Origin of the sequence: Thermithiobacillus tepidarius DSM 3134, from assembly GCF_000423825.1 — a bacterium.
Taxonomy (GTDB): domain Bacteria; phylum Pseudomonadota; class Gammaproteobacteria; order Acidithiobacillales; family Thermithiobacillaceae; genus Thermithiobacillus; species Thermithiobacillus tepidarius.
This window is the reverse complement of sequence record NZ_AUIS01000005.1, coordinates 90,834-112,268: the sequence shown is the minus strand read 5'-3', so window position 1 is coordinate 112,268 and position 21,435 is coordinate 90,834. Positions and strand designations below refer to the sequence as shown.

Sequence of the window (21,435 nt, the reverse complement as noted above, 5' to 3'; positions counted from 1 at the left end):
CGCTGCCGTCAGGCGCAACCGGCCATCCGGCGCTGGCCGCTGGCAGCCCCCGCATTGCCGCCTGGAGCGGCAACGCGGGCAACGAACTCCGAAATCCTCGGCCAAGCGCTCAGGTCGGGAAAATGTAATGGAAGAACTCGGCGCGGCTGGACACGCCGCACTTCTCGTAAATGCGGCTGATATGCTGCTTGAGCGTCTTCTCGCTGTTGCCGGTCACGTGGGCCATCTCCTGAGTGGACAGGCCCTTCAGCAGCAAGCGGGCCACCTCCCGCTCCTTCTCGGTCAGATTCTCGTGGGCCAGGGCCCGTTCGCGCAGGCCGACCAGGCCGCGCGGCTCCTCCCAGATGCGATCCAGCACGCGCTTCAGCTCCGTGGCGCGGAACGGCTTCTCCAGCAGGTAGGAAGCGCCGTGGTTCAGCGCATCCTTGACCCGGTCCAGATCGGCGAAGGAGGTGATCACCACCACCGGCGCGACCATGCCGGTCCGCTCCACCTCGCGCACCATGTCGATGCCGTCCGGCTTGCCCGGACCCAGCACGATGTCGGTGACCACCGCGTCGTACACTTTTTCCTTGAGTGCGCGGCGCGCCTCGTCCACGTCGGTGACCCAACGGCATTCGATATTGAATGCCTGCATGGATTGACACAAGGTCTGTGCAGCGACCGCCTCATCCTCGATGAGCAATACCTGTCTCATAGTCATGGCATTCCTTCCAGTCGGATACGAAAATGGGTGCCCATCTCATTGGTGCAATGCAACGTCAGCTCGCCGCCGCCGGCGCGCGCCAGGGCGTGGGCAAGGGCGAGCCCCAAGCCCATGCCCCGGGAGCGGGGCGCCGCCAGCGGCTCGAAGGGCGAGTGCAGGATTTCCGGGGGCAGGCCAGGACCGGAATCCTGCACGGACAACCAGACCAACGACTTCTCCCGCTTGGCCGATACCCACAGCCGCCGGGGCTTGTCCTCGGGCTGGCCGGCCAGGATCTCCAGGCAATTCAGCATCAGGTGCTCCAATGCCTGGGCCAGGAAACTCGGGTTGGCCTTGACCATGAGCTGGTCGGTGCAATCCATGCCGAGGGACACGCCGAACTCGCGGGCCTGGGGCTCGATCAGGGCAACCGCTTCGCTGACCATCTGGGTCAGGCGCACCGGCCGGCACCGGGACTCGCCAGCGAACTCCGCCATTTGGGCCATGACGCGGCTGATGCGCGAGTGCACGCGGTCGAGCTGCTCCAGCATCTGATCCCGGACCAGCGCAGGATCCACCCCCTCGGCGCCCAGGGATTCGGCCAGCAAAGTGGTGTTGTGCAGCGGGTTGCGGATATCGTGCAAGACAGCGGCAAGCGACACCCACAATGCCTGTCGGTCTGAGTCAGGTCGCTCTCGGTCCATAGGTTGTTTCACCGTGCCAATCCCCTGATTCGTGATGGCAATCCATTTGCCGGATGCTGGCAAAGCAGGCCAGTGGCTTGCAGCTGAGCTCTTGTCACGGCACGCTCGCGCCCTTGCCGCGGGTATCATGACCGCTTCGCAGGTGATGCACCCGGCGCGACACGCCCTGACGCGCATACCCGGCGGCGTGACACATCCAAAGCCAGCCAAAAAGTCCAAGTTAAACTGTAAGAGAAATAGGACAGCCAGGAATAATCTTGCAGCCGTTCGGCTTCGGCTTGAATCTCTGGAGCAGCGCCAACTTAAAAAGCATTCTAGCTTAAATCGCGGCACGCGGAACCACTTTCGCTTCCCACCAAGTGCCTATTGACAAATGCAAAATTTCAACTGAACCATCCGGCGCCGGCGGGCAGCGGCTCGCGCCGGCCGGGCCAGGCAAGTGCCCGCATGACCCGGGCGCGCCGGTTTCCCTATTCCCGGCGATGCGGGTAGAATGCCCCTCCCGATCTAGGAGGATTGCATGCGACCCAGCGGCCGAGCCTTTGACGCCTTGCGCGACATCAAGATTACCCGTCACTTCACCAAACATGCGGAAGGTTCCGTGCTGATCTCCTGCGGCGATACCCAGGTGCTGTGTACCGCCAGCGTCGAAGACAAGGTCCCCCCGTTCCTGCGCGGCAAGGGCCAGGGCTGGCTCACGGCCGAGTACAGCATGCTGCCCCGCGCCACCCGCGAGCGCGTGGCGCGCGAGGCGGCCCAGGGCCGGATCGGCGGGCGCACCCATGAAATCCAGCGACTGATCGGCCGCTCCCTGCGCTCGGTCATCAACCTGCAGGCCTTGGGCGAGCGCACCATCTGGGTGGACTGCGACGTGCTCCAGGCCGACGGCGGCACGCGCACCACCAGCATCACCGGCGCCTTCGTCGCCGTGGCCGATGCGCTCATGGTGTTGCGCCAGCGCGGCGCGATCAAGCAGTCGCCGCTCAAGGACTTCCTGGCCGCGGTCTCGGTGGGCATGGTCGATGGCCAGGCGGTGCTCGACCTCGACTATGCCGAGGACAGCCGGGCGGAAGTCGACATGAACGTGGTCATGACCGGCGCCGGCCAGTTCATCGAGCTGCAGGGCACCGCCGAAGGCGCACCCTTCAGCATGGAGCAGATGCTGGCCATGACCCAGCTGGCGCGCCAGGGCATCGAGACTTTGATCGCCGAGCAACGGGCCGCCCTGGGGATGAGCTAGCGCATGGAATTGGTGCTGGCGACCCACAACAAGGGCAAGGTGGCGGAACTCGCTCCCCTGCTGGCGCCCCTCGGCTACCATCTGCGCCCGCAGAGCGACTTCGGCGTGCCCGAGGCCGCCGAAACCGGCCTGACCTTCGTGGAAAACGCGCTGCTCAAGGCCCGCCACGCCAGCCAGCACACCGGCCTGCCGGCCTTGGCGGACGACTCCGGATTGTGCGTGGACGCCCTCAACGGCATGCCCGGCCTCCACTCCGCCCGCTATGCCGGCCCCGGCGCCGACAGCGCCGCCAACATCGCCAAGCTGCTGGAAGCCCTGGCCGAAGTCCCCGTGGACCAGCGCAGCGCCCACTTCCACTGCAGCCTCGTCCTGCTGCGCTTCGCCGAAGACCCCGCGCCCCTCATCACCGAGGGCCGCTGGCCCGGCCGCATCCTGAAAGCGGCGCAGGGCAGCGGCGGCTTCGGCTACGATCCCGTCTTCTACGTTCCCCAATACGGCTGCAGCGCCGCCGAACTGGAGCCCGCGCTCAAAAACCGCATCAGTCACCGCGGCCAGGCGGTCAGGGCGCTGCTGGAGCGGCTGCGGGCCGAGGGCTGAGCCAAGCGCGGTCGCGCACCGGACTTGGCATGCCGCGGCAACGACCTCGGCGACAGGCCGGCCGCCCATGCAGCCGCGAAGCCCAGGCCGAGGCCCGGCATTGCGCAATGCCTGCTAGCCGACCGTCTCCCTCCTGTCCACCAGCTTCAATCCCACCCGCTTGATGGCGTTGCCCTCCAGTTCCTTGACGATCAGGCGCACCGGCCCCACGGCGATCTGGTCGCCTACCACCGGCCGGGTATGCAGCTCCCGGGAGATGAAGTCCGAGAGGCTGGTCTGCGCCTGGCCGGGTGGCACCGGCAGACTGTACAGGGCGGCCAGGTCGCCCAGGAGGGCCTCGCCGTTGATCTCGAACTCGCCGAAGAAGCGCTGCCGCTTGGCATCGCTGCCCAGCGGCGGCTTGGAGAAGAGACGGTTGAGGCCGCTCAGGTCGGCGGCCCGGGTCAGCACGTAAAGGATGTCGCCGGGCAGCAGCTTGTCCACTTCGCGCAGACGCATCACCCGATTGCCGCGCAGCACCAGCACCGGCTTGTCCTGGCTCGGCATCGGCAGCTGCAGGGGCGCGTATTGCAGGGCACGGCAGTCCTCTTCCAGACGGTAGGCGGCCAGCTCGTAATCGGTATTGCCCAGAAAGCCCAGATCCACCCGGTGCAACGGGCCGTGGGTGGGCGGCACCTCCAGTCGCAGCCAGCGCGCCAGCGGCGCCACCGTCCAGCCCTGGATGAGCAGGGATATCAACACCACGAAAAAGGCGATGTTGAACATCAGATAGGCGTGCTCCAACTGCGCCAGCAGCGGGAAGATGGCGAGAATGATGGGCACCGCGCCGCGCAGCCCGACCCAGGCGATGAAAACCTGTTCCCGCCACGGGAAGCGGAACGGCTGCAGGCCCACGTAGACGGCCAGGGGGCGGGCGATCAGCATCAGCACCAATGCGATCAAGAGACCTTGGGGGGCCACGTCGACGAGATCGCTGGGCGCGGACAGCAGCCCCAGGGTCAGGAACATGACGATCTGTGCCAGCCAGGCCAGGCCCACGTGAAAATTGCTGATGTCCTGCTTCATCTGCAACGGCCGGTTGCCCAGGATCAGGCCGGCCAGGTAGACCGCCAGGAAGCCGCTGCCGCCGAGGCTGCTGGTCAGACCGAAAGTCATCACGGCCCCGGCAAGGGCCAGCAGCGGATAAAGCCCCTTGGCGCTCAGAGTGAAGCGGTTGAGCAGGTAAAGCATGGCGAAGCCCATGCCGACGCCGAAGAGGCCGCCCAAGCCCATCTGCTGCACGAAAAAGGCCAGGATGTGCCAGTCCAGGGAGCGCTGCCCGGCCGCCAGCATTTCCACCAAGGCGATGGTGAGAAAGACGGCCATCGGGTCGTTGGTGCCCGATTCGATCTCCAGGGTGGCGCCGACCCGCTCCTTTATCGCAATGCCATGGGAGCGCAGCAGGGAAAAGACGGCGGCGGCATCGGTGGAACTGATGATGGCGCCGAGCAGCAAGCCCTCCAGCCAACCGAGATCCAGCAGCCAGGCGGCGAAGAGGCCGGTCGCCCCGGCGGTGATGAGCACGCCCAAGGTCGCCAGGGTCAGCGCCGGGCGCAGGCCGACCCGGAAAATCCCCTTGTGCGTGTGCAGGCCGCCGTCGAAGAGAATCACCGCCAGGGCAAGGCTGCCCACCAGGTGCGTGCCCTGGTAGTCATCGAAGCGGATGCCGCCGATGCCATCCACGCCCGCCAGCATGCCCACCACCAAAAAGACCAACAGCAGCGGCGCGCCCAGGCGCGACGACACGGCGCTGCTCAGCACGCTGATCAGCAGCAGCAGGCCGGCGGCAAGGATGAGCTGGTTGGAAAGATCCATTCGATTGTGTCAGTGCGGGGCGTTGCCCTTATAATGGCAGCCAGTGATTGGCAGGATTGTTGCTGCTTAACATAACGTAACCGGCACGTCGGCGCCAATTCCATCCGCGAGCGGTTGGCGACCGATGGCGCGCTTGTGCCTGCCGCGATCGGGAAATAGTATCTTTGTTGAGTTAAGGAAACGTGACGGCGCGTTTGCGCGACAGCAGGTGAAAACTGATGGGCAAGATGAAAGAAATCGTGGGCGGCCTCGTGGTGCTGGTGATCATCGCCGTGGCCGCCTTCCTGTGGCTGTCCCCGCAGGGCGGGCAGATCTTCGCCGCCAAGGCGCCGCCCGTGAGCACGCCGACCCTCGACGGCGGCCGCTTCGACTTGGCGGCCTATCGCGGCAAGCCCGTGCTGGTGAATTTCTGGGCCACCGACTGTCCCGGCTGCGTGGAGGAAATTCCCGATCTCATCAAGCTGCATCAGGAATTCGGCCCCCAGGGCTTCGCCGTCGTGGGCATGACCATGAAATACGACGACCCGCAGCGGGTGCGCAACATGGTCGCGCAGATGGGCATGCCCTATGTCATCGCCCTCGATACCGAAGGCAAGGCGGCCGAAGGCTTCGGTGGCGTCAACCTGGTGCCCACCTCCTTCCTGATCGATGCCCAGGGCCGCATCGTCGAACGCAAGCTCGGCGTCATCAGTCGCGAGGCCATGGCCGCCAAGATCCGCTCCCTGCTGGCCCAAGGCTGAGATTATGCCGGCATCGACATGGCAGGCCCATTTCGCTGACCTGGCATGCTACCAGCAGTGGGCCCACGAGCGCCTGTTCGCAGCGGCGGCGGCGCTGAGCGAGGCCGATTGGCACGCGCCGCGCGGCGCCTTCTTCGGCAGCTTGCACCACACCCTGGATCACATTCTGCTGGTCACCCGGCTGTGGCGGGCGCGGCTGGAGGGGCGGCCGGCAAGCGCATTCAGCTTTCATGACACGCTCACCGGCAGCCGTGGCGAACTGCGCGCGGCCCTGGCTGCCGAATTCGCCGATATGGCCCGCTGGCTGGCGACGCAGCCCGAAGCCCGCTTTCAGGACACCTGCCGCTATGTCCGCCTCGACGGCACGCCGCAGGCGGGCCAGGTCGCCGAACTCCTCTTCCATCTCTTCAACCACGCCGCCCACCACCGCGGCCAAGCCAGCACGCTGCTGACCCAATTGGGCGCAGCGGCGCCGGAAATGGACTACGTGTATTATTTGCGCGAACGCTGAAGCGGTAGATGTGGGGGGGTGCGCCGTTTCGCGCCTCACTTTTCATGAATCACGATTCACCACAAGGAAAAGAACCATGCTCTGGGTCAAGGCCTTCCACCTCATTGCCGTGGTCACCTGGTTCGCCGGGCTCTTCTATCTGCCGCGCCTCTTCGTCTATCACGCCATGAGTACCGACGCCGCCTGTCGGGACACCTACAAGGTCATGGAGCGCAAGCTCTGGCGCGGCATCACCAATCCGAGCATGTGGGTGGCGCTGGGGCTCGGGCTGTGGCTGCTGTTCGGCTACGCTTGGCAGGCCTACCGGAGCGACGGCTGGCTGCACGCCAAGCTGGCGCTGGTGGCGGTGCTGATCGCCTATCATTTCTACCTGGGGCATCTGGTCAAGGTCTTCCGCGACGACCGCAACACCCGCTCCCACGTCTTCTACCGCTGGATCAACGAATTCCCCGTCTTTATACTCATTGCCGTGGTGATTCTGGTTGTGGTAAAACCATTTTGAGTCGGCCCGCACGGCCCGCTGTCGGTCTTTGCGCAATTAAAACAAACATTTCCGCACAAGGAGATTTCCATGCACATCATGCCGCGCCTCGCCAAACCCATCAGTACCCTGCTGATTGCCGCCACGCTCGGTCTCAGCCTGCCGGTCAGCCCGGCGCAGGCCAGCATGGTCGGCACCGACAGCGTGATCAACCAGTACACCAACAGCGCCGACCGTGAGCGCGTCCGCAATTTCCTGGAGCGCCAGGACGTGCAGGCCGAACTGGAGCGCCAAGGCGTCAAGCCCACCGAGGCCCTGGCCCGCGTGGATGCCCTCAGCGACGCCGAGGTGAGCAAGATCGCCGGCAAGCTCGACATGCTGCCCGCCGGCGGCGATGGCGTGGGTGCCGTGGTCGGCGCGCTGATCCTGATCTTCGTCGTGCTGCTGATCACCGATATCCTCGGCCTCACCCACGTCTTCCCCTTCGTCTATCATCGCCGCTAAGCCGGGCCCGCCCGCTTGCCGGAAAGATAGAAAGAGTAGTCCGTCGCGCAGGGAGAGGGCTTCCTCTCCCTGCCCGGTCTTGCCCCCATCCAGCCTTGAAAGGACCATCCATGGGCCGTCTGTGGTCCCTGTTTCTGCTGGTTGCCGTACTGTCCCTGGTCGGTTGCGCCAGCACGCCCCAGAGCGACCGTCTGCTGGGCGGGCCGGCGTCCATGGGCGGCCTGCCGCCGCGCCAGGAGCTCACGCAGGTGCCCTTCTTCCCCCAGGAAGCGCTCCAGTGCGGCCCCGCCAGCCTGGCCATGGCCATGAATTATCTGCCCGGCGCCGGCCTGACGCCGGAAGCCCTGCTGAACGAAGTCTACACGCCGGGCCGCGCCGGCAGCCTGCAGATGGATCTCATCGGTGCCGCCCGCCGCCATGGGGCGCTGGCCTATGTAATCCGCCCGGATCTGGAGGATCTGCTGCGCGAGATGGCGGCCGGGCATCCTGTCATCATCCTGCAGAATCTCGCCTTCAACTGGTATCCGCGCTGGCACTACGCCGTGGTGGTCGGCTACGACCTGGGGTCGGGCGATCTGATCCTGCGCTCGGGCCGCGAGGCCAGACAGCTGATGCCCCTGCGCGTGTTCGAGCGCACCTGGGCGCGCGGCGGACGCTGGGGGCTGCTGGTGCTGCCGCCCACCGCCTTGCCGGCCACCGCGCAGCAGGAGCCCTTTCTGACCGCGGCCTTGGGCCTTGAAAAGGCACGCCGCTGGGCCGCCGCAGCCCAGGCCTACGAAACGGCGTTGAAGCGCTGGCCGGACAGTCTGGGAGCGGCCCTCGGCCTCGGCAACAGCCGCTATGCGGACGGCGACCGGCCGGGCGCGGTGCAGGCCTTCTGGGACGGCTTGGCCAAGCATCCCGACAGCGCCGTGCTCCACAACAACCTGGCACAAACCCTGCTCGACCTGAAGAAGCCGTCCGATGCCCTGCCCCATGCCCAGAAGGCGGTGGAGCTGGATGCCGGAAATCCCGCTTTCCGGGACACTCTCGCGGCCGTGCGCACCGCCCTGGCCACTTTTCACCCCGACGCCGGACAATAAAAAACCGGACCAGCGGCCCGGTTTCTTGCGGGTGCCTGGATTCAGGCAGCGCCCTTCAGCAGCGGCCGCATCCCGCCGCGTGCCTGGCGGGCGATGAAGTCGGCGCGGCCGGGCTCCTGCTGGTTCACCTTCTCGGCGCACTGGGAAGGCTCGTAAGCGGCGGCGCTCAGCAGCACCTCCAGTTCGCACAGGTCCACCTTGGGCTCGGACCAGCTCTCCGGCTTGGCGCTCAGCTTGTCCTCCACCTTCCAGAACATGCGCGGGTTCCACAGGCGCAGCTTCACCCGCGGGTTCTGAAACAGGGTCACGCAGCGTTGATTCAAAGCGGCTTTATCCATCGGTCTTGCTCTCCTCTAGGAATGTCGACGCGGCCAGACCGCGCTAACGCCCTAGCATACTAAAAGCCAACGTAGGCGGCTACATAGGGGCCCTTGAGCCGGATGTCCGCCTTGGTGTCGCTCACGTCGAACTTGAGTTCACGGTAACGGTAGCCCGCCTTGATGCCGACGAAGGGCAGAGGGCTGTAGTCCACGTTGGCGTCGGCATTGATGTAGCGATTGCCGCCGTAGCCGATGCCGGAGAGATCGCCGTTCACCGACAGGCCGGTCAGCGGCAGGCTCACGCCGGCGGAAGCGCCAAGCGTCGGAATGGGCGCGGTCAACTCCTCCTGGGCGTTGTTGAGGCCCGACTGGCTGCGGATGTCGATGCGGGCATCAAAGACGTTCAGGCCCAACCCCAGGCTGGCATAGGCCACGGGCGTGCGCAGCAGCTTGTAGCGGTAGTCCGCCGCGTACTCCTTCAGGTCCACTTCCGAATGCAGCCGCTCGTTCACTCCGAAGGTGCGGCCGTTGAAAGTGATGCTGCGGCTGATGGTGGAATCCCCGGAGAAGCTGTAGGGCACGTAGCGGAAGCTGAAGCTATGCTTGCCCGCCCCGATGCGGAAGCCGGCAACGACCGGATTGCTCTTGTCCAGGCCCAGATCCGATTTCAGGTCCACCGTGGTTTCGGCATCGGTCTGCACCGTGCCGGAGATGTTGGCCTGCTCCACGCCCAGCGACGGCTGGAAATCCAGCGCGCTCGCCGGCGCCGCCAGAGCAGCCAGGATCATGCCCAAAGTAATGCCGTGATAACGCATGCAAACTACCTTCTGGTTAGGTGAATCGATCGTGCCTTCGCCGGAGACCGGCCGCACAGTGCAACGGTTTTATACCGCATCCGGGAAGATAGGACAAAGACGCGATTTGACCAAGGGAGCGCCTGGCGCCGCCGGGAGGCCGCCCGGTCTGGCATTGGCGCGTTCCAACCGGTATCATTGGGAGGATTTTTTGCAAACAACCGGTTGGAGCTGCCATGTCCCTGGATCAGAAGACCGTCGAACACGTTGCCCACCTGGCCCGGCTGGAACTGGCGCCCGCGGACGTGGCGGCGATGACTGCCCAGCTGGAAAGCATCCTGGGCATGATCGCCGAGATGCAGGCCATCCACACGGAGGGCGTGTCGCCCATGGCGCATCCGCTGGACCTCAGCCAACGCCTGCGGCCCGACGAGGTCACCAACGCCGATGAGCGGGAGAAGCTCATGGCCACGGCCCCCAACCAGGCGGCCGGCCTCTACCTGGTACCCAAAGTGATCGAGTAGTCCGCGCGATCCTCCGCTTTCCCGTACGCAGTACCCAGCCCACTTCGCGAAGCCAAGGATGATCCTTTGTCCGCCACAGATCTGACCGCATTGACGCTGACGGAGATGGCCGCCGGCCTGGCCGAGCGGCGCTTTTCCTCGCGCGAGCTGACCGATGCCTTGCTGGCCCGCATCGACGCCGTCAACCCCGGCCTGAACGCCTACATCACCGTGACCGCCGAGACGGCCCGGCAGGCCGCGCAGGCCGCCGACACCCGCCGCGCCGCAGGCGAGTCGAGCCCGCTGCTGGGCGTGCCCATCGCCCACAAGGACATCTTCTGCACCGAGGGCGTGCGCACCACCTGCGCCTCGCGCATGCTGGCGGACTTCGTATCGCCCTACGACGCCACCGTGGTCGGCCGCCTGAAGGCGGCGGGCACGGTGATGCTGGGCAAGCTCAACATGGACGAGTTCGCCATGGGCTCCAGCAACGAGACCAGCCACTTCGGGCCGGTGAAGAATCCCTGGGATGCCGAGCGCATCCCCGGCGGCTCCTCGGGCGGCTCGGCCGCCGCCGTGGCGGCGCGGCTGGCGCCGGCGGCCACCGGCACGGACACCGGGGGCTCCATCCGCCAGCCGGCGGCCATGTGCGGCATCACGGGCCTGAAGCCCACCTATGGGCGGGTGTCCCGCTACGGCATGATCGCTTTTGCTTCCAGTCTCGATCAGGGCGGCCCCATGGCGCGCACGGCGGCAGACTGCGCCCTGCTGCTCAACGCCATGGCCGGCTTCGACGACAAGGACTCCACCAGCAGCCCCGCCGAACGGCCTGATTTCACGGCGCAGCTGAACCAGCCGCTGCAGGGCCTGCGCGTGGGCGTGCCCGAGGAGTTCTTCGGCGCCGGCCTCGATCCCGAGGTGGGCGCGCTGGTGCAGGAGGCCATCGGGCAGCTGGAGAAGCTCGGCGCCACGGTGAAATCCGTGCACCTGCCCAACAACCCCCATGCGGTGAGCACCTACTACGTGCTGGCCCCGGCCGAGGCTTCCAGCAATCTGGCGCGCTTCGACGGCGTGCGCTACACCCACCGCGCCGAGAACCCCAAGGATCTCATCGATCTCTACAAGCGTTCCCGCGCCGCGGGTTTCGGCGCCGAGGTGCAGCGCCGCATCCTGATCGGCACCTACGTGCTGTCGGCGGGCTACTACGACGCCTACTACCGCAAGGCCCAGCAGGTGCGCGCCCTGATCCGCCAGGACTTCCTCAACGCTTTCCACGAGGTGGACGTCATCGCCGGTCCCACCACGCCGTCGGCGGCCTTCCGCCTCGGCGAGAAGACCGCGGATCCGGTGTCCATGTACCTGGCCGACATCTACACCATCGCCGTGAACCTGGCCGGCATCCCCGCCATGAGCATCCCCTGCGGCTTCACCCAGGCCGGCCTGCCGGTGGGCCTGCAGCTCATGGGCAACTACTTCGAGGAAGCGCGGCTGCTGAACGTGGCGCACCAGTACCAGCAGGCGACGGACTGGCATCGCAAGGCCCCGGCAGGCGTTTAACAAAAGGCGAATTCGATTATGGAATGGGAAGTCGTCATCGGGCTCGAGGTTCACGCCCAGCTCAACACGAAGACCAAGATCTTCTGCGGTTGCGCCACCCGCTACGGCGCCGCGCCCAATACCCAGACCTGCCCGGTCTGCCTGGCCATGCCCGGCAGCCTGCCGGTGCTGAACGCGGCCGCGGTGGAAAAGGCCATCATGTTCGGGCTGGCCATCAACGCCCAGCTCAATCGGGAGAGCGTTTTCGCGCGCAAGAACTACTTCTATCCCGACCTGCCCAAGGGCTACCAGATCAGCCAGTACGAGCTGCCCGTCGTCGGACGCGGCGAGCTGCTGGTGCAGTTGCCCGACGGCAGCGAGAAAACCGTGGGCATCACGCGCGCCCATCTGGAGGAGGACGCCGGCAAGTCCCTGCACGAGGGCTTCGTGGGCGAATCGGGCATTGATCTCAACCGCGCCGGCACGCCGCTGCTGGAAATCGTGTCCGAGCCGGACATGCGCTCGCCCGCCGAGGCGGTGGCCTACCTCAAGAAGCTGCATGCCCTGGTGCGCTATCTGGACATCTGCGACGGCAACATGCAGGAGGGCTCCTTCCGCTGCGACGCCAACGTGTCCATGCGCCGCAAGGGCGAGAGCCGCTTCGGCACCCGCGCCGAGATCAAGAACCTCAACTCCTTCCGCTTTCTGGAAAAGGCCATCGAGTTCGAGATGGAACGGCAGATCGACATCCTGGAGTCCGGCGGAACGGTGGTCCAGGAAACGCGCCTCTTCGACGCCAACAAGAACGAGACCCGCTCCATGCGCAGCAAGGAGGAGGCCAACGATTACCGCTACTTCCCGGACCCGGATCTCCTGCCGTTGATCTTGACCGACGCCCAGATCGAGGCGGCGCGGGAGAAGCTGCCGGAACTGCCGGACGCCAAGCGCGCCCGCTTCATGGCGCAGTACAAGCTGCCCGCCTACGACGCCGGCGTGCTTACCGCCAGCCGGGCGCTGGCGGACTACTTCGAGGCGGTGGCCTCACAGACGGACGCCAAGCTGGCCGCCAACTGGATCATGGTGGAGCTGCTGGGCGCGCTCAACAAGGCCGGCCTCGAAATCGAGCAAAGCCCTGTATCCGCCGAACAGCTGGGCGGCCTGCTGGCGCGCATCACCGACAACACCATCTCCGGCAAGATCGCCAAGGACGTGTTCGAGATCCTCTTCACCGAGGGCGGCACGGCCGATGCCATCATCGAAGCGCGCGGCCTCAAGCAGATCACCGACGCCGGCGCGCTGGAGGCGATCATCGACGAAATCCTGGCGGCCAATCCGCAGCAACTGGCCGATTATCGGGCCGGCAAGGACAAGCTCTTCGGCTTTTTCGTGGGCCAGGCGATGAAGGCCACCCAGGGCAAGGCCAATCCGGCGCAGGTCAATGAACTGCTGCGGCGCAAGCTGGCGGGCTAGCCCGCTTCACAAGCATGGCTTGAGGTTGATTCCGGTTTGAAGCGCGCGGTCCACCTTCGTCTTTTCGTCGCCGGCCTGCTGTATCTCATGGCCGGCGGCCTGGCCACGGCCCAGGTCCTGCCGGCTCCCGGCCCCTATCATCAACTGCTCGGCGACGTGCAGATCCATCGCGTCGAGCGCGGCGACAGCCTGAGCAGCCTGGGTGCCCGCTTCGGCTTGGCGCCTTCGGTGCTGGCCAGGGACAACGGCCTGAAGACCGATGCCAAGCTCAAGCCCGGCACCGAGCTGCTGATCGACAACCGGCACATTGTGCCGCTGCGTTCCGCGACTATCATTATCAATATCCCCCAGCGCATGGTCTTCGTCCTGCAGGACGGCGAGGCGGTGGCCGGCTATCCCGTGGGCCTGGGCAAGCCCGATTGGCAGACACCCACCGGCCCGTTCCGGGTGGTCGTGAAAGAGGAAAATCCCACCTGGGACGTGCCCAAGTCCATCCAGGAGGAGATGCGTCGGGAAGGCAAGGTGGTGAAGACCAAGGTGCCGCCGGGACCGGACAATCCCCTGGGCGCGTACTGGATCGGGCTGAACCGACCCGGCTATGGCCTGCATGGGACTATCGCCCCATTGACGGTTTATACATTTTCCAGCCACGGTTGCATTCGCCTGCACAACGACGACATCGCGGACCTCTTTGGCTGGGTGGAAAGAGGAACGACGGGCCAGCTCATCTACGAGCCCGTCTTGCTGGCGCGCCTGCCCGACGGGCGCGTCTTTTTGGAAGTGCATCGCGATGTATATAAAAAGGGCATCAATCTGGCGCGGGAGGCGGCACGGTTGATCCGGCAGTATCAACTCCAGGACCAAGTGGACTGGGATCGCGTGAACCAGGCGATTCTGAAAAAGCAGGGCCGAGCCGTGCTGATCAGCCCGGACCCGCTTGGGCCGTCACCTATTCCGAATGCAACGGAGGCACATGGATGAAGCGAACCGGAAAGCTGTTTGGAGATTCCGCTCACGCTTTGAATCGACGTCAATTTCTCAAGCTTGGCCTGGCCGGCGTGGCCGGCCTGGGCCTGCCCGCACCCGCGCTGGCCGGGCTGCTGAGCCCGGCCGGAGAACGGGCGCTGTCTTTCTACAATACGCACACGGGCGAATCGGTCAGGACCGCTTATTGGGCCGAAGGCGACTACCTGCCCGAGGGCTTGAAGGAAATTGACTTTATTCTGCGCGATTTCCGCGCCAACGAAGTGCAGGCCATGGACCGCAGCCTGCTGGACCTGCTGTACGTGATGCGGAATCGTCTGGAAACGCAAAAGCCTTTCCAGATCATTTCCGGCTATCGCTCGCCGGCGACCAATGCCGCCCTGCGCGGCCGCAGCAACGGCGTGGCCAAGCACAGCCTGCACATGGAGGCGAAGGCCATCGACATCCGCTTGGAAGGCGTGTCGCTGGCCCACGTGCGCAACGCGGCCCTGTCGCTGAAGTCGGGCGGGGTAGGCTACTATCCGGGCTCGAACTTCGTGCACGTGGACGTGGGCCGCGTGCGCCAGTGGGCGGGATAGACCGGCGCCTCTCGAGCCGCATGCCGTTGTCAGCGAAAGCCGGGTCAGCCCGGCTTTCGCCGTTTGTGCCGCCCGCATGGCGGCCAACTGTGCAGAAACTTTGAAGATTGCGCGGCGAGCGGCGCAATGGCTTGCCGATCCAGGCGGACATGATTCAATAATAGCGGACCCGCGGCGGCGCCCGCTCCATCCCCGGAAGGCGGCAGACCATGAGGCTCGGCATCACCTCCAAGCTCTTCCTCGCCATGCTGGCCCTCAGCATCATCGTGGCCGCCGCCATGGGCGTGGCCGTGCGCGTCAGCTTCAAGCAAGGCTTCCTGGATTACGTCAACGGCCTCCAGGCGCAGCGCCTGGAGGCCCTGTCCCGGGTGCTGGCGGAAACCTATCGGGAGCACGGCGGCTGGGATTTCCTGCGCGACAACCGCCGGCTCTGGCGCCGGCTGCTCCGCCAGCACGCCGAGGACGCTGCCCGCGGCCCGGCGGGCCCGCAGTCCGTGCCCGAACCGGTCCGGCTCAGCCCGCGCCTGTCCCTGCTGGACGCCGAGCGGCGGGTGGTGATCGGGCATCATCCGCCGGTGGCGGATGCGGTGCTGCGGCCCATCCTGGTGGACGGGCGCCCGGTGGGGTGGCTGGCGGCCGCGCCCTTCCGCCGGCTCACCAGTGCCGCCGACCTGCATTTCCAGGAACAGCAGCTGCGGGCCGCCTGGATCATCGCCGGCCTGTCCCTCCTGCTCGCCGCGATCATGGCCGTGCTGCTGGCCCGTGTCTTTCTGGCGCCGCTGAAGCGCATCACGGGCGCGACCCATCGGCTGGCGGCCGGCGATTATGCGGCGCGAGCAACGGTCGGCGCCCGCGACGAGCTGGGCCAACTGGCCGAAGACTTCAACCGCCTGGCGCACACGCTGGAAAGCAACGAGCAGATGCGCAGGCGCTTCATGGCGGACATCTCCCACGAACTGCGCACCCCGCTGGCCGTGCTGCGCGGCGAACTGGAAGCGCTGGAGGACGGCGTGCGGGCCTTGACGCCGGCCTCGCTCCAGTCACTGCAGGCCGAGGTGGCGATCCTGAGCAAGCTCGTCGACGATCTCTACCAGCTCTCGCTGGCGGACATGGGCGCCTTGAACTACCGGAAGGTGCCGGTGGACATCGCGCACCTGTTGCAGGTCGCCTTGGAGGCGTACCGGGAGCGGCTGGCCGCACGGCGGATCGCCCTGGAAACCGCGCTGCCGGACGCCGGCTCCCTGCGCGTGCTGGGTGACCCGGAGCGACTGGCGCAACTGTTCAACAACATCCTCGAGAACACCGTGCGTTACACGGACCCGGGCGGTCGCCTTCGGGTCAGTTGCCGGCGCGACGCCGACCGGGTGCACATCGACTTCCAGGATTCGGCACCGGGCGTGCCGGCGGAACTGCTGCCGCGCCTCTTCGAGCGGCTCTTCCGCATGGAGGGCTCGCGCAACCGGGCCAGCGGCGGCGCGGGACTCGGGCTCGCCATCAGCCAGCGCATCGTGGAGGCCCACGATGGCGAGATCCGCGCCCGGCCGTCCCCCTTGGGCGGCCTGTGGATCGCCGTCGCCTTTCCGCTGCTGGCGCAGTCGACCGTCCCCAACCCGCCCGAGGCGAGGCCGGCATGGCGAGCATCCTGATCGTCGAGGACGAGCCCAAGCTGGCGGCGCTGCTCGCGGACTACCTCGCAGCCGCCGGTTTCGAGACGCGCTGGCTCGCGGATGGTCGCGAGGTGATGCCCGCGGTGAAGGCCGCAACGCCGGACCTGATCCTGCTGGATCTGATGCTGCCAGGGCGCGATGGCCTGGAGCTCTGCCGGGAGCTGCGCGCTTTCACCGAAGTGCCCATCGTCATGATCACGGCGCGGGTGGAAGAGATCGATCGCCTGCTCGGACTGGAATTGGGCGCCGATGATTACATCTGCAAGCCGTTCAGCCCGCGGGAGGTGGTTGCTCACGTCAAGGCCATCCTGCGCCGGACGCGGCGTGCGGCGGGCAAGGCGGCGGACGAGCTGGGGCTGGTGATCGACGAGGCCCAGTACCGGGCGACGCTCCACGGCCAAGTGCTGGATCTCACGCCGGTGGAGTTCCGGCTGCTCCGGGCACTGGCCGCCGCGCCTGGGCGCGTCTTTCCACGCGACCGGCTGCTGGACAAGCTGTACACCGACCACCGTGTGGTGACCGACCGCACCGTGGACAGCCACATCAAGAATCTGCGCCGCAAGCTGGCCCAGGCCTGTCCGGAGCGGGAGCTCATCCATTCGGTTTACGGCGTCGGCTACAAGCTGGAGCTCTAGCGCACCCGCCCAATCTTCACAGTTTCTCCGCCATTCGCACACACTTTCTCGACAGTCGGCGCATAAGCTGTCCACGTGGGCCGCCAGACGGCCCATGCACCAGCCTCGACAAGGAGATGGCAATGAAGCGGAAACTTATCTTTTCTACCCTGGCCCTCACGTTCCTGAGCAGCGCGGCCTTGGCGGCGCCCGGCGAGTCCGGTCCGGGCCATCACCGCGGCGGCTTCGCCCACATGGACATCAACAAGGATGGCACGGTCACCCGGGAGGAGGCGAATCAGGCGCGGACCGAACACTTCGCCCGGCTCGACCGCAATCGCGACGGCCAGGTGAGCATGGACGAGATGGAAGCCGGGATGCGGCAGCGCCTGGCGCAGCGATTCAAGCGTCTGGATGCCAACAATGATGGCCGCTTGTCACCGGAGGAGCTGGCGGCGCGCAGCCAGGCGCACTTCGCCAAGGCCGATCGGAACGGCGACGGCGCGGTCACCCGCGAAGAGCTGCGCGCCCTGCGTCCGGCGGCGCAGCATCGTTGACCAGCAGACCCTGCCCGGGCATGACAGCAAGCCCCGCCGCAGCTTGGCTGCGGCGGGGCTTGCATTTGCCGGACGAGCGGCTGCGGCGTGGACACGCCACGCCGGGCGGTTAGCCGGCGAAGAGGCGGTCGACGGAGATTCTGTGCTGGTCATTGGAGCCGGCGGGCTTGACCTGCAGCTCGAAGGTATAGCGCTCCGGCGGGGTGATGTGGAAGGTGTCGATGTAATAAATGGCGTTGCCTTCCTGGACCCGACGCAGGCTCAATTTGCGCAGCTGACCGTACTGATTGGTGGCGGTGCCCTGGATGTCGGCGTTGACATGCCGGGTGGTGCCATTTTTTTCCCGTTTCAGCACCGCGACGCTGAGCATGGCCGTGTTCGCGCTGCGGCTGACGCCGTACTGACGCGCCACCTGCGGCGAGAGGAAGTCGGTGGTCAGCGTGCCGTAGTGGATCTCGTAATCGCCAAAGGTTTCAGCCTGGGCCAGCGGCGCACCCAGGGTCGCGAGCATCGTCGCCGTGAACAGCAAGGTCAAACGCCGGAAGATGCGGATTGCCTTCGACATAAAGCCTCTCCTGTGTGCGGGCGTTGGGATGATGTGCCTCTAAGTATAGATGATGCGCCGTCGGTTGCAGGTCTCAAAAAAGGGATGCCTGGGCATCCCTTGAAGGGCGTGGCGATCGGCGCGCCGGCTCAGGGGCAGGTGCTGGTATCGCTGGGCACTTTGCCGACCAGGCGCAGGAAGTTGGTGAACGGCGCCATGTTGCCCATGGCTTCGCCCTTGGGGCCTTCGAATTTCAAGCGGCCGAACATCATGGCCTTCATGGGACCATATTCGCCGCGGCCCATTTCCATCCAGCGGTCCGTTTCCGCCCACATGGCATAGTCCACGCTCTTGTCCAGCGCGGACTGCGCCTTGCCGCCGGACGTGCACCAGGCCTTGCCGTCTTTGTTGGCAATCTTCAGCTCGACGTGCGGGCTGTTCTCGCAGTCGGCCCGGTAGATCTGCATGAGCTTGTAGCCGCGGCCCTTGTCGTTCTTGATCCAGCCGGACTCCACCAGTTTGGTGGTCAGCACCGGATCCTGGTTCCAGGCGTTGCAGGCCTGCTTGGCCCATTCAGCGGACATGAGCACCGGCGCCGCCGAGGCGGTGGCGGCGCTCAAGGCAAGCAGTCCGAGCCCAAGGACGGATGCAATGGCACTTGCTTTTTTCATTCTCTTCTCCTCGTCGTAGGGTGTGATTTTGCTAGTGGCAAACTACCATAAGTAGTATAGTTACTGATTGGGAAGGGAAAGCCAGAATTCCTGGAAAAATTTTTTATAGCTTTATAAGCTGTGTGACCTTGTGGCCAGGCTTTGCCATTCCGGCTGCCGCCTTGGCAGGTGGCCCTTCATATCCCGAGAGCGATCGGACCTCAGCACGTCATTCAACAAGCGGCACGGCTCCAGGCGATTTTATCGTCCCGGCGGCCGGCTTGCGGGCGCGGTGTTTTCTTGTGGAGTAGTTCCTCGTGATCATTTCAGCATCGATTAAAGGTTGCCCATGAAACGTCGCCTGGCAGCCTTCCTCGGATTCCTGCTGCTGGCATTCTCCCTGGGTGCGGCGGGCAGCCTTCTGTATCTGGATCGCACGGTCACCAGCCGCTTCGAGGGCAAGCGTTGGCAGGTGCCCGCCCGGGTGTATGCCAGGCCCCTGGAGTTGACGGCCGGGCGCAGCCTCAGCGCCGATGAGCTGGTCGACTCCCTGGCCCGGCTCGGCTACCGGCAAAGTGCGCAGCCGCCGACCACCCCGGGCTACTACAAGCGCAATGGCAGCAGCCTGCTGCTCTACACCCGCAGCTTCGATTTCGGCGACAATCGCGAGCCCGCCCTGCCCCTGCGCATCGACTTCGCCGGAGACCGGATCAGCCGGGTGGCGCGGCTCAATGGAAGGAGCCAGGTAGAACTGGTGCGCCTGGAACCCGAGGAAATCGGGGTGTTCTATCCCAAGATCCAGGAGGACCGCATCCTGGTGAAGCTCAAGGACGTGCCCAAGCCGCTGATCAGCGCCATCGTGGCCACCGAGGATCGGCGCTTCTACGAGCACCACGGCATCGACATGCGCGGCATCATCCGCGCCCTCTTTCACAACGCCCAGGCCGGACGCACCGTGGAAGGCGGCAGCACGCTCACCCAGCAGCTGGTGAAGAACCTTTACCTCAGCAGCGAACGCAGCCTGTGGCGCAAGATCCGCGAGGCGATGATGGCGATCCTGCTGGAGATGCACTACTCCAAGGATGAGATCCTGGAGGCGTATCTCAACGAGATCTATCTCGGGCAGGACGGCAGCCGTTCCGTGCATGGCGTGGGCCTGGCCAGCCGGGTGTACTTCGGTGTCGGCGTCAACGAATTGGACTTGCCGCAATCCGCCCTGCTGGCCGGCATGATCCAGGCGCCGAACCTGTACAACCCCTATCGCAATCCCAAGGCCGCCCGCAAGCGCCGCAACGAGGTGCTCGACAAGCTCGTCGCGGCGGGATTCCTGGATCCGGAGCGGGCGACCCAGGCCAAAATAGCCCCGTTGGGCGTGGTCAAGGCGGCGCGCACCCTGGGGCCGACGCCGGCCTTCCTGGATCTGGTGCGCCGCCAGTTGCGCCAGAGCTACGACGAGGAGGCGCTGACCGCCGACGGTCTGCGCATCTTCACGACGCTGGATATTCCCACCCAGCGCGCCTTGGAAGCGGCCCTGGTCAAGCAGCTGCCTGCCCTGGAACGGCAACGGCGGCTGCCCGCCGACAGCCTGCAGGGTGCAGGCATCGTGGTGCAGCCGGCAACGGGTGAGGTGCTGGCTCTGGTGGGTGACCGCGAGCCGGGCTACGCGGGCTTCAACCGGGCCCTGGACGCGGTACGCCCCATCGGCTCACTGATCAAGCCGGTGGTGTATCTCACCGCCCTGTCGCGGCCTCCCCAGTTCACGCTGGCCACGCCGCTCGACGACAGCCCCTTCACCTGGCGCGTGAGCGACGGCGACTGGAGCCCGGAAAACTATGACCGGCGCTTCCGCGGTCCGGTGATGCTGTCCCGCGCCCTGGCCAACTCCCTCAACGTGCCGACCGCGCGGCTGGGACAGTCCCTGGGCCTGCCGGCCATTCTCAGCACCGCGAGCACCCTGGGAGTCACCCGGGAGATGCCCGCGCTGCCGTCAACGTTGCTTGGCGCCGCCGGGCTGACACCGCTGGAAGTCAGCCAGATGTACCAGCCCCTCGCCAACAGCGGCGCCCGCGCGCCCATCCGCAGCATCCGCGCGGTCTACACCGCCGATGGCAAGGCCCTCAGCCGCTATCCCACGCAGACGGTGCAGGCGGCGGATCCGCGCGCGGTCTACCTGCTCAACTATGCCTTGCAGCAGGTGGTACAGTCCGGCACCGCCACCGCCGTGTCCCAGTACATTCCGGTCGGCCCCGGCCTGGCCGGCAAGACGGGCACCACCAACGATCTGCGCGACAGCTGGTTCGCCGGCTACAGCAAGGACTGGCTGGGCGTGGTCTGGGTCGGGCGCGACGACAACAAGCCCGCCGGGCTGAGCGGCAGCCAGGGCGCGCTGCACGTCTGGGGACACATGGCGCGCAATTTGCGCCTGCGGACCAAGCCCTTCCCGCGCCCGAGCGGCGTGCAAATGGTGCTGGTGGATCCGCAGACCGGCCTGCAGCCAGGCGCCAATTGCCTGGACCAGCCCATGCTGGTGCCGACCGCGCCGACCGAAAGCGCGGTGGTGCTGGATCCCGAGACCGGCGAGCCCGTGCCCGCGCCGCCCCAGCTGGTGCCGGTGCGCCGCAATTACGTGGAGATGCCCTTCATCGCCGGCTCGGAGCCGCCCTTCGGCGATCCCTGCCCGATCTACACGCCGGAACCCGCACCCGGGCCCGAGGTGGAGCCGGGCTATGGCGGGCAGCAGCAGGGCGGCGGCGCGCCCCTGGGCAACGCCATCGACAATCTCATCCAGAACCTGGGGAACATCTTTCGATGAGCGGGGGC

General features: G+C 66.1%; 23 protein-coding genes. 16 read left to right on the top strand and 7 right to left on the bottom strand.

Going from position 1 to position 21,435, the window contains the following annotated elements:
- Positions 1-109: 109 nt before the first annotated feature.
- Together G579_RS0103175 and G579_RS19145 are read right to left on the bottom strand one after the other, a co-directional pair.
- On the bottom strand, positions 110-703 hold the full coding sequence (locus G579_RS0103175) for a response regulator transcription factor (protein ID WP_081662554.1): 594 nt from the start codon (positions 701-703) through the stop codon (positions 110-112).
- Positions 700-1,347 carry an ATP-binding protein gene (locus G579_RS19145; RefSeq protein ID WP_162142963.1) on the bottom strand — a complete coding sequence of 216 codons (648 nt, stop codon included), beginning with the start codon at positions 1,345-1,347 and terminating at the stop codon, positions 700-702. Before G579_RS19145 ends, G579_RS0103175 begins: the two co-directional genes overlap by 4 nt.
- 562 nt (positions 1,348-1,909) lie before the next feature.
- Between G579_RS19145 and rph the strand changes: the two genes are divergently transcribed.
- Entirely contained in the window at positions 1,910-2,629 is a 720-nt protein-coding gene (gene rph, locus G579_RS0103165; protein WP_028989025.1) for a ribonuclease PH, read from the top strand.
- 3 nt (positions 2,630-2,632) lie between these two features.
- The gene (rdgB, locus tag G579_RS0103160; RefSeq protein ID WP_028989024.1) at positions 2,633-3,226 is read left to right on the top strand and encodes an RdgB/HAM1 family non-canonical purine NTP pyrophosphatase; all 594 of its coding nucleotides are present in this window, start codon (positions 2,633-2,635) and stop codon (positions 3,224-3,226) included.
- A 114-nt stretch (positions 3,227-3,340) separates the two neighbouring features.
- Here rdgB and G579_RS0103150 read toward each other — a convergent pair whose 3' ends face one another.
- Positions 3,341-5,080 (bottom strand): potassium/proton antiporter, encoded by a 1,740-nt coding sequence (locus G579_RS0103150; RefSeq protein WP_028989023.1) that lies wholly within the window; start codon positions 5,078-5,080, stop codon positions 3,341-3,343.
- A gap of 218 nt (positions 5,081-5,298) precedes the next feature.
- Here G579_RS0103150 and G579_RS0103145 point away from each other — a divergent pair, with 218 nt between their 5' ends.
- From G579_RS0103145 to G579_RS15565, 5 genes are all read left to right on the top strand, one after another.
- On the top strand, positions 5,299-5,820 hold the full coding sequence (locus G579_RS0103145) for a TlpA disulfide reductase family protein (RefSeq protein ID WP_028989022.1): 522 nt from the start codon (positions 5,299-5,301) through the stop codon (positions 5,818-5,820).
- Positions 5,821-5,824: 4 nt separating this feature from the next.
- Entirely contained in the window at positions 5,825-6,331 is a 507-nt protein-coding gene (locus tag G579_RS0103140; protein WP_038017841.1) for a DinB family protein, read from the top strand.
- A 76-nt stretch (positions 6,332-6,407) separates the two neighbouring features.
- Positions 6,408-6,833, top strand: coding sequence for a protoporphyrinogen oxidase HemJ (gene hemJ, locus G579_RS0103135; protein WP_028989020.1), 426 nt, complete (start codon positions 6,408-6,410; stop codon positions 6,831-6,833).
- A 69-nt stretch (positions 6,834-6,902) separates the two neighbouring features.
- Positions 6,903-7,316, top strand: coding sequence for a PA2779 family protein (locus G579_RS0103130; protein ID WP_211218640.1), 414 nt, complete (start codon positions 6,903-6,905; stop codon positions 7,314-7,316).
- A 110-nt stretch (positions 7,317-7,426) separates the two neighbouring features.
- A complete protein-coding gene (locus G579_RS15565; RefSeq protein ID WP_051180782.1) occupies positions 7,427-8,398 on the top strand; it encodes a PA2778 family cysteine peptidase in 972 nt (323 codons plus the stop codon).
- A gap of 41 nt (positions 8,399-8,439) precedes the next feature.
- Here G579_RS15565 and G579_RS0103120 read toward each other — a convergent pair whose 3' ends face one another.
- Together G579_RS0103120 and G579_RS0103115 are read right to left on the bottom strand one after the other, a co-directional pair.
- Entirely contained in the window at positions 8,440-8,736 is a 297-nt protein-coding gene (locus G579_RS0103120; RefSeq protein ID WP_028989018.1) for a hypothetical protein, read from the bottom strand.
- A gap of 59 nt (positions 8,737-8,795) precedes the next feature.
- Positions 8,796-9,533 carry a porin family protein gene (locus G579_RS0103115; RefSeq protein ID WP_028989017.1) on the bottom strand — a complete coding sequence of 246 codons (738 nt, stop codon included), beginning with the start codon at positions 9,531-9,533 and terminating at the stop codon, positions 8,796-8,798.
- A 215-nt stretch (positions 9,534-9,748) separates the two neighbouring features.
- On the opposite strand from G579_RS0103115, the gene gatC reads away from it, so the two are divergent.
- The 8 genes from gatC (at position 9,749) to G579_RS15550 (ending at position 17,421) form a co-directional block, all read left to right on the top strand.
- The gene (gatC, locus tag G579_RS0103110; protein ID WP_028989016.1) at positions 9,749-10,036 is read left to right on the top strand and encodes an Asp-tRNA(Asn)/Glu-tRNA(Gln) amidotransferase subunit GatC; all 288 of its coding nucleotides are present in this window, start codon (positions 9,749-9,751) and stop codon (positions 10,034-10,036) included.
- Between the two features lie 66 nt (positions 10,037-10,102).
- Entirely contained in the window at positions 10,103-11,572 is a 1,470-nt protein-coding gene (gatA, locus tag G579_RS0103105; protein ID WP_028989015.1) for an Asp-tRNA(Asn)/Glu-tRNA(Gln) amidotransferase subunit GatA, read from the top strand.
- An 18-nt stretch (positions 11,573-11,590) separates the two neighbouring features.
- Positions 11,591-13,021, top strand: a complete 1,431-nt coding sequence (gene gatB / locus G579_RS0103100; protein WP_028989014.1) for an Asp-tRNA(Asn)/Glu-tRNA(Gln) amidotransferase subunit GatB — start codon at positions 11,591-11,593, stop codon at positions 13,019-13,021.
- A gap of 36 nt (positions 13,022-13,057) precedes the next feature.
- A complete protein-coding gene (locus G579_RS15560; RefSeq protein WP_051180781.1) occupies positions 13,058-14,002 on the top strand; it encodes a L,D-transpeptidase family protein in 945 nt (314 codons plus the stop codon).
- Positions 14,003-14,040: 38 nt separating this feature from the next.
- On the top strand, positions 14,041-14,583 hold the full coding sequence (locus G579_RS0103090; protein WP_211218639.1) for a DUF882 domain-containing protein: 543 nt from the start codon (positions 14,041-14,043) through the stop codon (positions 14,581-14,583).
- 209 nt (positions 14,584-14,792) lie between these two features.
- A complete protein-coding gene (gene baeS, locus G579_RS15555; RefSeq protein WP_051180779.1) occupies positions 14,793-16,229 on the top strand; it encodes a sensor histidine kinase efflux regulator BaeS in 1,437 nt (478 codons plus the stop codon).
- Positions 16,214-16,885, top strand: coding sequence for a response regulator (locus tag G579_RS0103080; protein ID WP_028989012.1), 672 nt, complete (start codon positions 16,214-16,216; stop codon positions 16,883-16,885). The genes baeS and G579_RS0103080 overlap by 16 nt, the downstream gene beginning before the upstream one ends.
- Before the next feature lie 122 nt (positions 16,886-17,007).
- A complete protein-coding gene (locus G579_RS15550) occupies positions 17,008-17,421 on the top strand; it encodes an EF-hand domain-containing protein (RefSeq protein ID WP_051180778.1) in 414 nt (137 codons plus the stop codon).
- Positions 17,422-17,530: 109 nt separating this feature from the next.
- On the opposite strand, the gene G579_RS15545 is transcribed toward G579_RS15550, so the two are convergent.
- Both G579_RS15545 and G579_RS0103065 read right to left on the bottom strand, forming a co-directional pair.
- A complete protein-coding gene (locus G579_RS15545; RefSeq protein WP_051180777.1) occupies positions 17,531-17,986 on the bottom strand; it encodes a DUF4426 domain-containing protein in 456 nt (151 codons plus the stop codon).
- Between the two features lie 128 nt (positions 17,987-18,114).
- Positions 18,115-18,636: an SCP2 sterol-binding domain-containing protein gene (locus G579_RS0103065; protein ID WP_028989011.1), complete on the bottom strand. Its 522-nt coding sequence runs from the start codon at positions 18,634-18,636 to the stop codon at positions 18,115-18,117.
- 328 nt (positions 18,637-18,964) lie between these two features.
- On the opposite strand from G579_RS0103065, the gene mrcB reads away from it, so the two are divergent.
- On the top strand, positions 18,965-21,427 hold the full coding sequence (gene mrcB, locus G579_RS15540) for a penicillin-binding protein 1B (protein ID WP_051180776.1): 2,463 nt from the start codon (positions 18,965-18,967) through the stop codon (positions 21,425-21,427).
- Positions 21,428-21,435 lie beyond the last annotated feature (8 nt).

Bases quoted from the DNA above. Each gene is read 5' to 3' on its own strand.
- G579_RS0103145 (WP_028989022.1), top strand. From the start codon at position 5,299: ATGGGCAAGATGAAAGAAATCGTGGGCGGCCTCGTGGTGCTGGTGATC.
- G579_RS0103080 (WP_028989012.1), top strand. From the start codon at position 16,214: ATGGCGAGCATCCTGATCGTCGAGGACGAGCCCAAGCTGGCGGCGCTG.
- rph (WP_028989025.1), top strand. From the start codon at position 1,910: ATGCGACCCAGCGGCCGAGCCTTTGACGCCTTGCGCGACATCAAGATT.
- G579_RS15545 (WP_051180777.1), bottom strand. From the start codon at position 17,986: ATGTCGAAGGCAATCCGCATCTTCCGGCGTTTGACCTTGCTGTTCACG.
- G579_RS0103150 (WP_028989023.1), bottom strand. From the start codon at position 5,080: ATGGATCTTTCCAACCAGCTCATCCTTGCCGCCGGCCTGCTGCTGCTG.
- G579_RS15550 (WP_051180778.1), top strand. From the start codon at position 17,008: ATGAAGCGGAAACTTATCTTTTCTACCCTGGCCCTCACGTTCCTGAGC.
- G579_RS0103120 (WP_028989018.1), bottom strand. From the start codon at position 8,736: ATGGATAAAGCCGCTTTGAATCAACGCTGCGTGACCCTGTTTCAGAAC.
- G579_RS0103140 (WP_038017841.1), top strand. From the start codon at position 5,825: ATGCCGGCATCGACATGGCAGGCCCATTTCGCTGACCTGGCATGCTAC.
- baeS (WP_051180779.1), top strand. From the start codon at position 14,793: ATGAGGCTCGGCATCACCTCCAAGCTCTTCCTCGCCATGCTGGCCCTC.
- gatB (WP_028989014.1), top strand. From the start codon at position 11,591: ATGGAATGGGAAGTCGTCATCGGGCTCGAGGTTCACGCCCAGCTCAAC.
- hemJ (WP_028989020.1), top strand. From the start codon at position 6,408: ATGCTCTGGGTCAAGGCCTTCCACCTCATTGCCGTGGTCACCTGGTTC.
- rdgB (WP_028989024.1), top strand. From the start codon at position 2,633: ATGGAATTGGTGCTGGCGACCCACAACAAGGGCAAGGTGGCGGAACTC.
- G579_RS0103175 (WP_081662554.1), bottom strand. From the start codon at position 703: ATGACTATGAGACAGGTATTGCTCATCGAGGATGAGGCGGTCGCTGCA.
- G579_RS15565 (WP_051180782.1), top strand. From the start codon at position 7,427: ATGGGCCGTCTGTGGTCCCTGTTTCTGCTGGTTGCCGTACTGTCCCTG.
- mrcB (WP_051180776.1), top strand. From the start codon at position 18,965: ATGAAACGTCGCCTGGCAGCCTTCCTCGGATTCCTGCTGCTGGCATTC.
- G579_RS0103130 (WP_211218640.1), top strand. From the start codon at position 6,903: ATGCACATCATGCCGCGCCTCGCCAAACCCATCAGTACCCTGCTGATT.
- G579_RS0103115 (WP_028989017.1), bottom strand. From the start codon at position 9,533: ATGCGTTATCACGGCATTACTTTGGGCATGATCCTGGCTGCTCTGGCG.
- gatC (WP_028989016.1), top strand. From the start codon at position 9,749: ATGTCCCTGGATCAGAAGACCGTCGAACACGTTGCCCACCTGGCCCGG.
- G579_RS0103065 (WP_028989011.1), bottom strand. From the start codon at position 18,636: ATGAAAAAAGCAAGTGCCATTGCATCCGTCCTTGGGCTCGGACTGCTT.